At 51.2% G+C, this 15,198-nt stretch carries 13 protein-coding genes; 4 read left to right on the top strand and 9 right to left on the bottom strand.

Annotation, left to right across the window (positions count from 1 at the left end):
- Positions 1-91: 91 nt before the first annotated feature.
- Entirely contained in the window at positions 92-3,019 is a 2,928-nt protein-coding gene (locus ACY2RQ_RS01345; RefSeq protein ID WP_490111144.1) for an autotransporter outer membrane beta-barrel domain-containing protein, read from the top strand.
- Between the two features lie 129 nt (positions 3,020-3,148).
- Here ACY2RQ_RS01345 and ACY2RQ_RS01340 read toward each other — a convergent pair whose 3' ends face one another.
- The 4 genes from ACY2RQ_RS01340 to ACY2RQ_RS01325 all read right to left on the bottom strand — a co-directional run bounded on the left by ACY2RQ_RS01340 (position 3,149) and on the right by ACY2RQ_RS01325 (position 10,082).
- Entirely contained in the window at positions 3,149-4,600 is a 1,452-nt protein-coding gene (locus ACY2RQ_RS01340) for an NAD-dependent succinate-semialdehyde dehydrogenase (RefSeq protein ID WP_490111143.1), read from the bottom strand.
- 422 nt (positions 4,601-5,022) lie between these two features.
- Entirely contained in the window at positions 5,023-5,526 is a 504-nt protein-coding gene (locus ACY2RQ_RS01335) for an aminoacyl-tRNA deacylase (RefSeq protein ID WP_490111142.1), read from the bottom strand.
- Positions 5,527-5,720: 194 nt separating this feature from the next.
- Positions 5,721-8,843 carry an efflux RND transporter permease subunit gene (locus ACY2RQ_RS01330; RefSeq protein ID WP_490111141.1) on the bottom strand — a complete coding sequence of 1,041 codons (3,123 nt, stop codon included), beginning with the start codon at positions 8,841-8,843 and terminating at the stop codon, positions 5,721-5,723.
- 6 nt (positions 8,844-8,849) lie between these two features.
- Positions 8,850-10,082, bottom strand: coding sequence for an efflux RND transporter periplasmic adaptor subunit (locus ACY2RQ_RS01325; protein ID WP_490111140.1), 1,233 nt, complete (start codon positions 10,080-10,082; stop codon positions 8,850-8,852).
- 169 nt (positions 10,083-10,251) lie between these two features.
- On the opposite strand from ACY2RQ_RS01325, the gene nfi reads away from it, so the two are divergent.
- Positions 10,252-10,953: a deoxyribonuclease V gene (gene nfi / locus ACY2RQ_RS01320; RefSeq protein ID WP_490111139.1), complete on the top strand. Its 702-nt coding sequence runs from the start codon at positions 10,252-10,254 to the stop codon at positions 10,951-10,953.
- Positions 10,947-11,519: a hypothetical protein gene (locus ACY2RQ_RS01315; protein ID WP_490111138.1), complete on the top strand. Its 573-nt coding sequence runs from the start codon at positions 10,947-10,949 to the stop codon at positions 11,517-11,519. Before nfi ends, ACY2RQ_RS01315 begins: the two co-directional genes overlap by 7 nt.
- Here the strand turns inward: ACY2RQ_RS01315 and ACY2RQ_RS01310 are convergent.
- Positions 11,503-12,249 (bottom strand): lipopolysaccharide kinase InaA family protein, encoded by a 747-nt coding sequence (locus tag ACY2RQ_RS01310; RefSeq protein ID WP_490111137.1) that lies wholly within the window; start codon positions 12,247-12,249, stop codon positions 11,503-11,505. The two genes, ACY2RQ_RS01315 and ACY2RQ_RS01310, sit on opposite strands and share 17 nt — an antisense overlap.
- Before the next feature lie 165 nt (positions 12,250-12,414).
- On the opposite strand from ACY2RQ_RS01310, the gene ACY2RQ_RS01305 reads away from it, so the two are divergent.
- Positions 12,415-12,864, top strand: a complete 450-nt coding sequence (locus tag ACY2RQ_RS01305) for an Mpo1 family 2-hydroxy fatty acid dioxygenase (RefSeq protein ID WP_490111136.1) — start codon at positions 12,415-12,417, stop codon at positions 12,862-12,864.
- Here the strand turns inward: ACY2RQ_RS01305 and ACY2RQ_RS01300 are convergent.
- The 4 genes from ACY2RQ_RS01300 to efpL form a co-directional block, all read right to left on the bottom strand.
- Positions 12,861-13,223 carry a VanZ family protein gene (locus tag ACY2RQ_RS01300; RefSeq protein WP_490111135.1) on the bottom strand — a complete coding sequence of 121 codons (363 nt, stop codon included), beginning with the start codon at positions 13,221-13,223 and terminating at the stop codon, positions 12,861-12,863. The two genes, ACY2RQ_RS01305 and ACY2RQ_RS01300, sit on opposite strands and share 4 nt — an antisense overlap.
- A 98-nt stretch (positions 13,224-13,321) precedes the next feature.
- On the bottom strand, positions 13,322-13,525 hold the full coding sequence (locus ACY2RQ_RS01295) for a DUF2788 domain-containing protein (RefSeq protein ID WP_490111134.1): 204 nt from the start codon (positions 13,523-13,525) through the stop codon (positions 13,322-13,324).
- 139 nt (positions 13,526-13,664) lie between these two features.
- A complete protein-coding gene (locus tag ACY2RQ_RS01290; protein ID WP_490111133.1) occupies positions 13,665-14,273 on the bottom strand; it encodes a YjaG family protein in 609 nt (202 codons plus the stop codon).
- Between the two features lie 24 nt (positions 14,274-14,297).
- Positions 14,298-14,864, bottom strand: a complete 567-nt coding sequence (efpL, locus tag ACY2RQ_RS01285) for an elongation factor P-like protein EfpL (RefSeq protein WP_490111132.1) — start codon at positions 14,862-14,864, stop codon at positions 14,298-14,300.
- Positions 14,865-15,198 lie beyond the last annotated feature (334 nt).

Genomic DNA, 15,198 nt, shown 5'->3' with positions numbered 1-15,198 from the left:
ACTCCAGAGTCATTCCCGTATCTAACCATCCAGACAGTTCCGCTTTCGGGCAGAACGACAGGGATATTGTAATAGGTAAAAGGAGTTTCCTATGAGCATGGATGTACAAAGGCTGCAGGTTCGGGGCTGGAGGCAAGGGAAAAGCCGCGCTGTCGTGGCATGGATATGTTTTTTCCTGATGTGTTCCGCGCCATATACCCGGGCTGATGTCTGGAGTTCCTTTACAGGTTTTGTGAATGATGTTCTTGAAAGCAGGGATGACACTTTTGCCCCCCGGCGGGAAAAAATAGAGAAGACAGAATATTCCGACAATATCCATGCCAGTCGCCAGAGAAGGCTGCGTAACAAACGCATGAAAACTCTGAAAGACGCTGGAAGCATAACAGCAGCGGGCAAAGAATCTGTTCTCTCAATCAGAAATAAAACCTTTTCGCCTTTATTGTCTTCTGAATTGTCTTCTGAGTCTGTTGCCCACCAAACGACTCCTGTTGCACAGGTATCCAGAGCTTATGATTTTCTTGCAGTTAAAGGTCAGACTCCTGACACTTCCGGTTTGCGTTCTGTATCTAAGCTGTCAGGTTCGGCACCTCAGACGTTGACTACAACCGTTCCGCAGACCATTTCGGTTCCCGAGCAGATGACTACGAAAGCCTTTCTGGTTGAAAAAACTGGCCATGAATTGCAATTATTGGGGGCAGAGCAGTTACCTGTGACAGCCGAAGACGTGTCGTATATTCGAGTGGATAAAAACCTGAAGGATGTCGTTGAACCGCTTTATCAGGATGGGCGTGTATACCTGCCGATAACAACGGAGCAGGGCACTTTTTTGCCCTATGACCAGAATAAAGCCCGCGTGGAGGGTGCTGTTGCTCTGGTTGGCTCAGTCGTTCAGTCACAGCCTGTCGCACCTGCTGCCGCTAATTCGGAGCGAGGTCTGGTCCGTAAAGAATATACAACGCCGCTACAGCCAACTTCACCGGCCCATTATGGCAAAGCCCCTGCTGGTCAGGCTGCGTGGCAAAAGCTGACGACAACCGTTGCTCAAACTGTAAATGTTCCTGAACAGATCACTACAAAAGCTTATCTTGTTGAGAAACCAAACTATGAGTTACAACTGCGGGGTATGGAGCAAACACCAGCTTCAAACAACATCGGCTATGTACGTATAGATAAAAACCTGAAAGGTGCCGTAGAACCGGTTTACCAGGATGGTCGCGTACATTTGCCAGTAACAACCGAACAGGGCACCTTTGCTCCTTATGATATGAATAAGGCTCGTGGGGAGAATTCGGTGGCCCTGGTTGGCACTGTCGCCCAACCGGTGACACCTGTTTCTGCTAATCCGGAACGAGATCTGGTCCGTAAGGAATTTACAACGCCTTTACAGCCCACTTCACCTGTCCGATATAACCAGCAACCTGTACAAAAGACTGTAAAAGCTGATGAGAGTGGACGTTTAAGGCGTATGGCAAGGCTGCGACAGGAAAAGGGTAGCAAGCTAGATCAGTTAAAGGCGCCTGCTGAACAAAATAAAATCGGTGAGGCTCCCGTTGATGTATCAGGCAGCATTCCCTATGCGGCAAGCCGTACTGCAGATACCGATTCAGAGGATTCAAGTCACCTCCGTAAGCGCACTAAAAGGCGTACAAAGACAAATCCGTCAGTTGTGGTGCAGTTGGAAGAACCTGCAACGACGAAATCAAAGGAACCTGGTGACTGTCAGGAATTTATTCGGTCTTTCGCCACCCGTGACAGCGGGCTGGAAAGTGAAGAGGTTGTACTCTCTGAAGCTCAGGAAAGCGAGGAGTTTGAGTATAAAGTGATGGAAGCCGCTCCCGAGGAAAGAGGCCAGGAAGAATTTGTCTCGGTTGAAGCTGAACAGGCTGCTCCTGTAAAGCCTGAACCACAACAGCACCCGCAAGAGGCTACGGCAAAGGTACAAGAGGAAGAGGTACAAGAGGTACAACAGATACAGGCTAAACCTGCGTTTGATCGAGGGCTGATTGCAGACCTGTCATCAATAGACACAGAAGCCCGCAATAGTGGCGCTATTCAGCTGTTCTCCGGTCATCACAGAACGATCTCTGATTTCCGCAGGGGAGATGGCAATACACCAGTGCGGGGACTGCAGCGTGTTGATGGGCTGGTCTTATCCTTGAGTAGTGGGCTGGAACAGGTCGTGGGTCTGCAAAGTGGGGGGGTATACACCTACGCACGCACCTTTGGACAGCGTTTCTCTGCCCGCTCCGTATCAGGATTGTCCGGATTTTCCCAGAAGGACTTTGGTCTGGAAACCGGTGTTTTCAAAGTGCTGGATAATGAATGGCTGGTGGGCGTGATGCTGGCGGCCCAGAGCAGCCGCTCTTCCCTGACACCCGCCAGTGGTCATGTGGATAACAACAGCATACGTATGGGACCGTTCTTTTTCTGGCACAGGGGTAATTTCCATATTGATGGCACGCTGACTCTGGGATATCACGGAACATCTGCCAGGGGCACAGACAGTATTACGGGCTCCACCCTGAAAGGCGATATGTCCACAAAAGAACTCGCGGCCTGGCTGGGTGCCGGATACGATATTCATGTGAACCCTGTGCCTGGCTTGACGGTCACGCCCATGGCTGAGTTTCTGTACCTGAACAGCCAGACGGGAAGTTATAGCCTGAAGAACAGCCAGAGTAGGAAGGTCGGTGTTCGCAGTGGCAGCCGTCGGGATCATATTGGCCGTTATGGTGTTATGGCCTCCTACCGGGTGCCCGGTTCTGATACGAATATACGTGCAGGTGCTGGTATTCAGTTGAATCACTTTGATGATTTCAAAGCTGTTATGCACCAGAGTGGAGGTTTGAATGTAACGGAGAGACGCAGGCAGCGTGACCGTAAACTCAACTGGGTCACTCTGGGTGTGAATTCCAAACTATATGAGAACAGCTCCATTGCTTTTGATCTGGAAAGAACTAAAGGTAGAAAGAGTCGCAGCTATGGTGCCTCCATGACCTTTGAATATAAATTCCACTAAGTGGTAAAAGAAAAGCCGGTTTTCCTTGCGAGGAAAACCGGTTTTTTGTTTATTCTTTATTAATCTGTCGCCCAGGGAGCTGTCGGATTTAACCGACTGTAGCGAGAGAAAGTCCGACGGGTTCCTGGATTACTCGTCAATACCACCCATGCACAGGTATTTGATTTCTACATAGTCATCAATACCGTACCTGGAACCTTCACGGCCATTACCGGACTCTTTCATGCCACCGAAAGGCGCGACTTCGGTAGAGATAATGCCTTCGTTAATGCCGACAATACCGTACTCCAGCCCTTCGCTGACCTTCCATACCCGGCCAATATCCCGGGTGTAGAAGTAACTGGCCAGGCCAAACTCGGTATCGTTGGCCATCTCAATGGCTTCGTCGACAGTTGAGAAACGGAAAATCGGCGCTACAGGGCCAAAGATCTCTTCCCTGTAGACTTTCATATCTTTGGTAACATCCACCAGAATGGTGGGTTCAACAAAGCCTTTGCCCAGTTCGGAACGCTTGCCGCCAATAACGGCTTTCGCGCCATTTTCGAGCGCTTCCTCGATAAATCTGTAAATGCTGTTCGCCGCTCCTTCATCCACAACCGGACCCATGGTCACGCCTTCATTGTGGCCGTTGCCCAGCTTGAATTCAGAAACGGCGGCAGCCAGCTTGCTGACAAAGGCATCATAAATAGAGTCCTGAACCAGGAAGCGGTTGGCGCATACGCAGGTCTGGCCGGCGTTACGGTACTTGGAAGCCAGGGCACCCTGTACTGCGGCGTCCAGGTCGGCATCATCAAATACGATAAAGGGCGCGTTACCACCCAGTTCCATGGAGGTGCGCTTAACAGTTGCGGCGCACTGTTCCATAAGGTGTTTGCCCACTGGTGTAGAACCGGTAAAGGTCAGCTTCTTCACGATGGGGTTAGACGTCAGTTCATCACCAATTTGTGAAGTATGACCAGTGACGATGTTAATGGTACCAGCAGGGAAACCGGCTTTTTCAGCCAGGGCTGCAATGGCGTAAGACGACAGCGGAGTAGCATTGGCAGGCTTGCACACAACAGTACAACCCGCTGCCAGAGCCGGGCCAATCTTTCGGGTAAGCATGGCGCTGGGGAAGTTCCAGGGAGTGATACAGGCAACAACACCAATGGGGTCGTGGGTGACAACAATACGCTGGCCCGGACGGGGAGCGGGAATGGTATCACCATAAATACGCTTGGCTTCTTCCGCGAACCATTGCAGGAAGCTGGCGGCATAGGCTATTTCACCCTTGGCTTCCGCCAGGGGCTTGCCCTGTTCTGCGGTCATCAGCCAGGCCAGTTCGTCCTGGTGCTCCATCATCAGTTCATAAAAGCGGTTCAGTAAAACAGAGCGTTCTTTGGCGGTCTTGGCTTTCCAGGTCGGCAGGGCATGGCTTGCCGCCTGTACCGCACGTGCGGTTTCTGCGGTGCCACATTTGGCGACTTCGGCTATACACTCACCTGTGGCTGGATTGTAGACAGGCAGGGTTTCGCCGGAATCAGCTGCGACCCATTCGCCATTGATAAAGCTTTTTCCATTGATCAGGGAGGTGTCGTACATAGTCGTTGGTCTTCTGCTTGTCTTTGGAAGATATCTTTGGAAGATGACCTGTGCAGGGTGAGTCTACACGGGTTTATACGCAATAGGACAACGGGCCACCCCGCAGGTCATGGGGGCCATACCTGTTTATTACCTGTTCAGGCGGATCAAAACCTCAGTATTTGTACCATGTCGATGGAGGTGAACAGTTTTTCCGTGGCCAGGTTGATAACATCCGGGATAAGAATCTACCCACTGAACATTAATAATATAAAAGTTATTCTTGTATTCAATGGGGATACCTGTCTGTTGGTGTTTAACTTATTCGTGTGCTTCGTATGCCGGCCCATGAATGAAGGGAAAAAAGAGTGTGAGAGAAACATGCCCCGAAGAAGAGAGAATTTTCTGGTATTGAATTCAGCAATTTACAGAGGGTGTGATTATCAATCGTTACCACATTTATAGAGTTCGGACTCTTCAGGGGAACAGCTTATGTGTTCGTGGGTCTGATTTTTCATCAGCTCCTGAAACTGTTCCCTGTGCATATGAACCAGCTCACGGTGGTTGCCCCCTTCAAGATAGATATCTGTGACGGTGTTCAGATCACTTTCACAGGCAATGTTCAGCCCCCAGGCCTGACCAAAGGCGGGAATGGCTCCGGGCTGACAGTCGGAAAACAGGCAGCGTAATGTTGTTTCCGACACCATTTTCAGGTGACGACCAAGGCTGTGATTCAGCCAGTTCACCATTAATTTGTTACTGGCGGGCAGTACCGCCATAACCGGCCCTTCTTCGTCGGCCAGGACAACGGCTTTGACCATGGTTGTCGAAGGAATACAGGCGCAGTGGGCGGTATCAAGGGCCGTTTCAGTATAGGGATGTGAAACAATATCAAAATGAGCCTGACTATGTTCCAAGTAGTCAGCAAGCCGTTTGGCAATAGTCATAACAGTTCCGGGCAGGGCACAAGACGCTAGTCAAGTATATGCCGGAGCGGGGAAATCGTCTGAAAAAGTTATTTATTAATTGTGAACAATTCCTGGTATGTCGATTTTTAAACTACAGATATTTTCCCTTTGGTTTAGAAGGAATCCGGCATAAGGCCGGGTTCAGAGTGGTTGGTGAATTGACAATGACCAGGTCACTTCTGCAGGTGCTCAATTTCCGCTTTGGTTTTTTCCCGCATACTCTGGATGATGCTGTAAAGCACAGGGGTTAGCAGTGTGCCAATAATAGTGGCTGAAAGCATGCCGCAGAGCACTGTCATCCCCAGGGATGTACGACTGGCGGCTCCCGGGCCGGTGGCGACCATCAGGGGCGCAGTACCCAGAACAAAAGAGAGGGCTGTCATCAGGACTGCCCGGAAACGCAGGCCCGCAGCGGTCAGGGCGGCGTCCTTGATCTCCATGCCCTCTTCCCGTTTAGTTAGGGCAAATTCCACAATCAGAATCGAAGTTTTTGCTGAGATGCCTATCAGCAGTACCATGCCTATCTGGGCGTAGATATTATTGGTCATGCTGGCGGTCAGCAGGCCCAGCCCGGCACCAAAGATGGCGATGGGGACAGAGGCGATAACAGCGAAGGGAATATTCCAGCTTTCGTACTGGGCCACCAGGAACAGGTAAACAAACAACAGAGCCAGCCCGAACAGCAGAGGGGCCAGGTTGCCGGCTTCAATCTCTTCCCGGGTCTGTCCGGCCCATTCGAAGGTGTATCCTTCTGGCAAATTGCTGACCAGTTTTCCCATGGTCTTGATTGCCTGTCCCGAGCTGTAACCGGGGGCGGCTTCACCATTTACGGTGGCTGAACGGTACAGATTGAAGTGATTGATGCTTGTCGGTCCCTGAATCGGCGTCAGCCTGGCAAGAGTGGACAAAGGCACCATCTCTCCTGAGCGGTTACGGACATAGAAGTACTGGAGATCATCCGGGGCTGACCGGTACACACCTTCTGCCTGGATAACCACCTGGTAGGTCCGGCCAAACTTACTGAAGTCATTGATATACAAAGAGCCAAGCTGGGCCTGCAGGGTCAGGTAGATATCCGACAGGGCTATGCCCATGGACTTGGCCTTATTGCGATCCACTTCCAGGAAGTACTGGGGGACACTGGCCCGGTAAGTGGAGAAGACCCGGTTCAGTTCCGGTTGCTGGTTGGCTTCAAAAACCAGACCGGTAAGTACGGCGGCCAGCTCCTGGGGGCTGCGTCCCTGAGTGTCCTGGAGGCGGAAATCAAAGCCACCGGTTGTGCCCAGCCCGGGAATGGGGGGAAGGACAAAAGCCATGGTCTGGGCCTCGGGCAGGGTCCAGAGTTTCCCCTGCAGACGACCGGCGATAGCGCTGATATCTGTTTCCGGTGTTGTGCGGTCTTTCCATTTGTCCAGCACCACAATACCGAAGCCATTGTTTGAGCCACTGCCTCCAAGAAGGCTGAAGCCGGTAATGCCGATAAAGTTACTGATCCCTGGTTCTTCCAGGATCATATCGTTTATCTTGGCCATTACCTTTTCGGTACGATTCACTGAGGCTGCGTCCGGCAGTTGCATATCAACAAAGATATAGCCCTGGTCTTCCTTGGGGACAAAACCTGTAGGCAGGGTGCTGATGATGTAACCGGTAAAGCCCAGAAGAACCAGGAACAGAGTGCCCATCAGTGCTGAACGGCGCAGGGTCCAGCCGACAGTCTTTTTATATCCTCCGGTTATAGAGTTCACCAGACGCTCGAAAGGCTTCATAAACGTCAAGTGCTTCATTTTATCTGCCCGTAAAAAGGTTGCGCACAGGGCTGGGCTGAGGGTCAGGGCATTGATGGACGAGATAATAACCGCAACAGAAATCGTTACTGAGAACTGTTTATACAGTGTGCCGGTAATACCAGGCATAAAACCCACCGGGACAAAGACCGCCAGCAGCACCAGTGTGGTGGCGATGACCGGCCCGGTTACCTCTTTCATGGTAAGTTTGGTGGCCTCAAGGGGAGACATGCCTCCCTTGGTGATATGTCGCTCCACATTCTCAATCACAACTATCGCGTCATCCACCACAATCCCTATGGCCAGTACCAGTCCGAACAGGGTGATGGTGTTAATGTCATACCCCAGCACTTTCATAACCGCGAAACTGCCCACCAGGGAGACTGGAATGGCGATAGAAGGAATCAGGGTCATACGGAAGTTCTGAAGAAACAGGAATACCACAAGTATGACCAGGGCCACGGCCTGGAGCAGGGTGGCCCGCACTTCCTTTATGGAGGCGTTAATAAAGTCGGTGGTGTCGTACAGTATCTGGTATTCAAGCCCTTCCGGAAGTTGCTTTGCCAGTCTGTCCATCTCTTTGTATACCCGGTCGGCCACCATGGTGGCGTTGGCATCGGGCAGCTGGTAGATCACGATAAAAGAGGTGGGGTTGCCATCCAGTCTGGAGCCGGATGAGTATGTCTGGGCACCGATTTCAATACGGGCGACATCCCGCAGGCGCACAATGGAGCCATCGGTACGGGCACGGATAATGGTGTTACCGAATTGCTCCGGATCTTTAAGGCGACCCTGGGCTTGTATGGTGTATTCAAACTGCTGGTCTGCTGGTGCAGGTGCCTGACCGAGTTTACCTGCTGCGACGATAATATTCTGTTCCTGCAACGTTTGTCGTATATCTGAAACCGTCAGATCAAGGGCGGCCATACGGGCCGGGTTCAGCCAGATACGCATGCTGTAAGTCTGGGAACCCATAACATTGACTTTGGCGACACCGGGTATACGGGCCAGGGGTTCAGTCAGGTAATTGGTGGCGTAGTTGCTGAGGAAAATGTCGTCCATACCTTCCCGGTTGCCAGTCAGGTTGACCCCCATCAGCATATTGGTGGACTGTTTGGTGACGACCAGACCCTGCCTGCGGACTTCCTCAGGCAATACCGGCTCAGCAATAGAGACCCGGTTCTGGACGTTAACCTGGGCCATATTGACATTGGTGCCGGACTCAAAGGTGACCGTGATTTCCGCATGGCCACTGTTATTGGCTGTTGATTCAATGTAAAGCATGCCTTCAACGCCATTGACCTGCTCTTCAATGGGACGGATAACGGTTTCTTCCACAGTCTGAGCACTGGCACCGGGATAGGTGGCGCTGATGGTCACCTTCGGAGGGACTATTTCCGGGTACATGTTCACCGGCAGGCTGAACAGGGACAACAGACCGGCAAGGGTTATCACAATAGAAATAACAAAAGCGAACTTTGGCCTTTTGATAAAGAAATGACTGAACAGCATTGTTTATTACCCAGCTTTGTTAGTGGTCCCGGAGGTTTCGGGAGCTGGACGGGCGGAACCCTGTGCCGGCGCGGCATCGCTGACTGTACCTGTAATGGTGTCGACGACTTTCATAACCGGTTGGACGACAACGCCGGGCCGAACTTTCTGCAACCCGGCAATAATAATTTTCTCACCGGCCTTCAAACCGGACTCAACCACCCACATAGGCCCGATGCGGCGGCCTGTGGTGATGATGCGGGTATTTACCTTGTTTTCGTCGTTTACTACCAGTACAAACCGGCCCTGCTGGTTTTCCTGAACTGCGTACTGGGGAATCAGGGGCAGGTTTTCTTTTTTTGAGCTGTCTATCATCAGGGTGACGTATAATCCGGGGAGCAGCAGTTTGTCCGGGTTGGGGAAGCTGGCCCGAAGGGTAACTGTGCCGGTGGTCTCATCCACTTTGATATCGGAGAAGTCAAAGGTGCCCTGCTCGGAATAGGTGGAGCCGTTGGGCAGGCGCAGTGTGGCCTCGTACTCCTGGTTGATTCCGCTTATGCCGGCGTTTTTATGTTGCTCCTGGTAGTCCAGCAGGTCTTTTTCATTCACCTGGAAGTTGACGTAAATAGGATCAATTTTGATCAGGCTGGCAAGGGGAGAACTGCCTGGTCCGACCAGGCTGCCGACACTGTAGGTTTCTTTGCCGATAAGCCCGGCAAAGGGAGCATGGATTTCGGTGTAGGAAAGTTTTATCCGGGCATTTTCCAGTTGCGCGGATGCCGCCTCCATAGTGGCGCTGGCTTTGGCTGCGTTGCTGATCAGGGTGTCCAGGTTGGCGCGGCTGATATGTCCCTGGGGGAAGAGTTCGCGGCCCCTGTTAAGGTCAGCGCTGGCCCGGATATCTTCTGCCTTGGCGCTGGCAAGGTTGGCTTTGGCCTGGGCCAGGGTGATTTTAAAAGGCGCCTGATCAATTTTGAATAGCAGCTGACCCCTTCTGACCGTTTCCCCTTCCATAAAATTACGCTGCTCAATAAAGCCTTCTACACGAGCTCGCAGTTCTACGGTTTCGCTGGCTTCGGTACGGGCCACAAATTCCCCGTACTGGCCAACCGGTTCGCTCACGACTGTCACCACGGATACTGCCGGAGGTGGCATTTTGCCCTGTGTCGTACCGGTTTTCTCTTCCGAGCATCCGGACAGCAGTGCAAGCCCCAGAATGAATGGCGCAGTCTTTAATGACAGATGTCTCAATATCTGCATAATTTATCTCAAGGTTGACAGTACCCCGTTACGGGGTGGTGGGTATGCTGACTCCGTGTGTGCAAACCGTGTCTGTATCCGGAAGTAGGTTATATTAGTTCTGTTCCCGGGGTGTGTTTTTTACGTTGAACCCTATCCAGAAGCCTGTCGGACTTTTTTCGCTACGATAATGGACGCTTTACCCCATAACTGGCCAACTTCAATTGCTGAAGCCCGGCAGATGCAGAACCATCTGGCCGGGCAGGTTGTTGCTATTGGAAATCCCGGGAATCTGCGTTATGTCGCCGGTGCTGATTCGGGCTTTGAGACAGATGCCTGGGGGCAGAAAGTCACCCGTGGTGTGATAACTGTGCTCAGCTGGCCGGAGCTCCAGTTGGTGGAGTATGCGGTGGCCCGTACTCCAACAACTTTTCCCTATATTCCCGGTTATCTTTCTTTTCGTGAATGTCCGGCCTTGCTCGCGGCCTGGGAAAAGCTCTCTGTAAAACCGGATTTACTGTTCTGTGATGGGCAGGGTATCGCCCATCCCAGACGGTTTGGAATTGCCTGCCATTTTGGTGTGCTGGTGGGTGTTCCGACTATCGGTGTGGGGAAGAGCCGACTGGTAGGTCAGCATGGCGAGATTCCGGAAGAAGCCGGTTCTGTTGTTCCTTTAAATGATAAGGAGGAGTCGGTGGGTTTCGTGGTGCGAAGTCGAACCGGCGTTCGCCCTCTGTATGTATCGACAGGCCATAAAGTCAGCATTGATGGGGCGGTAAAACTGGTGCTGGCTGCATGCCGGGGTTATCGTTTACCTGAGCCGATACGCTGGGCTGATGGTATCGCATCCCGCAGGCCGGCTTTTCTCAAGCGACTGGAGTCGATATGCTAATGATAAAATCCCTGTCCCGCTCTCTGTGCCTGTTGTGTGTTGCCCTGCTGGTGTTTGGTTGTTCCGGCTCCAGAGATGTCTCCCTGACCCAGGACCAGTTTCAGGGCTTGGTAGACCAGGGGTTTCCCGGCCCCCAGATAGTGACGGTGGATTTACCGGCAACGGCCCGGGCCCATCTTTATCTGGAGACGCCCAGAATTGAATTTGGAGACAGCCGGCGAAGTTTGCGCTGGGTAATCCCGGGGGAAGTGGATGTGGATTTTGCCGGGCAGTTTTCAACCGGCCGAATGGCAATGGAGCTTCATGGTACATCGGAGCTGGATATTAACGCCCGGGAGCGGGCTGTTTTCCTGAAAAATGTAAATATCTCTGGTAAAGATATTTCTGTGCAGTCAAACCTTGTCCAGCTTCTGGTTCTTGATGCTTTAGCAAATATTGTGGCCAAACGCCTTGAGGGACTGCTGCTGTTTGTTGCCCCGAAAGACTCTGTTCTGGCTAATCTCCAGGGTAAAGCTGTGAACTACCAGATTGAGCCGGGGCACATTGTGTTTACCCCGGTTGACTGAGCTTTCTCTCCAGACGGGTACGCAGTTTTTCAGCGCCAGGGATTTTTCCTTCGCTGAAATAACTGTTTATCAGGTGCTTTCTGGCAGCCAGCGTGAATGCGTTGGCGTGACGCAGAAAACAGTACAGGTCTTTCATTCTCATTCGTGTGTTCAGCGGGTCCCGGCGGACTTTTTCCAGATCTATCAGGCGAATATCGACTTTATTATTATCCTGAAAACGGGCAAAAACATGGTTTGGATAGAGGCAGTAGTGGGCCAGCCCCTTGTCATGCATGCGCCTTACCACGTTAGCCAGTTCCTGAAGGGCGGAGAACGTGCGTTCTTCGTTACCCTGTTGGTTAATGGCGAATAAATCCTGATACTCATCAAGCGCCCGGGTAATCAGAATGGCCTGATGGTTGCCATCAATCGTGCGCTCTCCGTAATAAACCGGTGTAACTGTGGGAATATTCTGTTTTTGAAAGTGGTAAATGCCCTGCAGCTCGCGGAGATAGGTTGGGATGCCCTTTAAAGGGTGGCGGAGGGTGCGGGTATTGTGATTCTCCTGCCACTTTACAAACAGCGGAGGTACATTGGACAGTTCAACACGGGCTACGCCGCTCCAGCCCTTGCGACGCTTGTTGATGGGTTCTATCCACTCCCTTTCCATATTCCACAGAGCATCAAATCCGGGCAGGCCGGCCCGCTCCATATCTGTCTGTATGCGTTTATCAAAGAAAAGGCTGGTCATGAATACTCGTTATCGGTCGGGTCTGAAATGTGCCTCTATAATTCGGTGGGCACGTAGTGATTTTGACATCAAATTGTACATTATTTGTAATAGTTGTAGAAAATAATAAAAACTTTTTAAGTTTTTTATGTGCTCCGGGTATGGGTGTAGTACGGAGGGTGTGATATGAACAAGTCGAGAACCATAGAGCAATGGCTTGGGGAGTATGGGGAAAGTCACCAGAATCCCACTAATAAGCGGATTCACTGGGTCTGTGTACCTGTAATTACTTTCTGTGTTATCGGATTGCTGTGGGTGTTAACTCCCTGGCTGGCCATTACCTTTATGGCGGGAGCGCTGGCGTTTTACCTGAGGCTTTCTGTTCCCCTCGCCCTGGTTATGGCTGGATTTGTGGCTGTGATGGTGGCGGTTATACTTCTGTTACAGGAAATGGGACATGACGTCCTCCTCTGGACGTCTCTGGTGCTGTTTGTTGTGGCCTGGGTTTTCCAGTTTGTTGGGCATCATATTGAGGGGAAAAAACCGTCTTTCTTCAAGGATGTGCAGTTTCTTTTGATTGGCCCCCTGTGGATATGCAGCTTTGTTTTTCAGCGTTTTGGGCTCAGGCTGCGCTAGAAATTTCTGATATGCCAGCGCAACCGGCTGACGGGAAGCTTTTTCATTACAGGCACCAAGGGAAGGTAAAGAAGCTGCCCGGCAATATCTGCGGCAATATCATCCAGAGCAAATGTTCTCAGGGGGTGAAAACTCTGAGCAATTTCCAGGGCCGTGCCATAGGCGGTCAGGGCTAGAAATTTTTTCCAGCTCCAGCCAGTACGGGGAAAAGAGGCGTCGACCAGTGCCGCCAGAGTCAGAAAGGCTGATGCATGAAGAACTTTGTCCCCAAGGCTGGCCATGGGAACCTGCTCCGGGGGTATCAGAGCCAGTGTGGTAATCACTAGCAGAGCAGTCACCAGCCCAAGGCGTGCCAGCATGAAAAACAGTCTCGGCGACAGGTACAGATCAAAGGCAGAGCACGCAGAATATTTATTTTGAGAGTCGTTTATCATTGAGCTGTTAATGTGAGTGTTGATTATTCAATGCCGAGGTTCATGGCGATCAGCTTTTTAATAGCAAATCCCAGTACGCCAAATCCAAGGGTGCCAAACAGAATAAACGTACCGAATTTACCAGCATTATGTTTACGGGCAATATCCCAGACAATAAACCCCATAAACAGAATAAGAGATGGCACCAGGATGGTCAGCATCAGATTTTCAAATTCGGCAATATCCATAACTTCACTCCCCCTGGATTGTCGTGAATTGTATAGATATTTGCCGGGGCTTTCATTGTTTGGGGGGATTTAAATGACAGACCTTTTTGAGGTTCCGTCATTTAAATCACGTCTTTCCTCTCGGCTGGTCTCTGGAGTGTCAACCTTCCAGACTGATACCAATATTGCTTATACCATTATTGGTGGCCAGCTCCCGAAGGGCTTTCTTCATTTCCGGATTGGGCTTGGCTTTTTTAAGCAGGCTGACGGTTTCATCAATAAAATCCAGGTGCTGAAGGGTGAGCGGGTGTTGTTCGATATATTGATTAAGCTCAGTGCCTTTCAGCTCAGGTGTTTCTGTCTGACTGATAAATTTGCCGATGGTGGTGAGGGTCAGCCGGGCATTACTCAGGGCATCTTCACTGGAAGGCTCCATTGCGCAGTGGACAGCTGTCGTCAGTGCGACAATAGCATCCAGGGCCGGGTAAACGCCGTACATATCAAAGTCGTCGACATTTGGTGTCTGCTCTTCCAGTCGTTCCAGCAGACGTTCGAAGTTTTTGGCGGACTGTTGGCCGGCGGTGTGGTCCCACAGCATATTCAGGGAATGGATCAGTTCGCTGTTGTCACCAAAGCCGGTGACTTCAGAAAACAGGCTGTAGTTGCTGAGGCTGCGCTGGGCCATGGCTGTGGCAAATGCTGTGTGCTGCCAGGATTTGAGCTTGTACAGGGCTTTGCTCAATTCTTTAAGGTAGTGACTGTTGCTCAAGATAATTACTCTTAGCTTTGAATATCAGGCCCGTGACATAAATTTGCCGGTTTCGGTATTGATTTTAATCTTTTCACCGGGGGCCAGGTATTCCGGTACCTGAACTTCCAGACCTGTGGTCATGCGGGCCGGTTTGGTACGGGCGGCTGCGGTGGCTCCCTTGATTGCCGGAGAGGTATCAACCACTTCCATAATGATGGACTGGGGCAGTTCGATGGCCAGGGGCCGGTCTTCAACCAGGATCACCAGGATATTCTCCATGCCATCCTGCAGGTAAGGCAACTGTTCCTCCAGCTGGGTCTCACCCAGGCTGTACTGGGTGTAATCTTCGCTATCCATAAATGTGTAGAAATTGCCGTCCTTGTACAGGAAAGAGGACTCACGGCGCTGCATGTCTACAGCGGTAAACTGATCTCCGCCGGTGTAGGAGCCTTCCAGTTTGCGGCCACCGGGCACCTGACTGAAACGGATCTTGTAAAGGGTCTGGGCTCCACGGGAGGAGGGGCTTTTGGCCTCGTTATTTTTGACCTGATAGTAATGGCCGTTGATTTCAACGATCTGGCCTTTTTTTAATTCATTCGCAGCCGGCATTTCGTGCGTCCAGAAATTGATTGAAGAGAAGGGCGTTTTAAAAGATGCAATTATAAAGGAGTACCACTGTCAGGGTAGGAAAATATGGTACTCCTGGTCCCGTTCAATTTGTGAGTGGGCGGGTATATTTCTCGACCTTTTCGCTTTCCACGAAAGATCATGAACAGCATCTAAGAGCTGCTGCATGTTTGGCACCTGGTAGGAGATTTGGATTCTCAGTGTGTAGTTTTTATCCAGAGCACAGCACGCACATTTAATACATTGCACAACCTGACCGCTGTTATTTTGCAGTTTTATGTGAAGTTGTGGAGGCAATTATGAATAAAATATTGTG

The organism is Parendozoicomonas sp. 209JJ7-1, from assembly GCF_058147085.1.
This window is presented reverse-complemented; position numbering and strand designations above follow the sequence as displayed.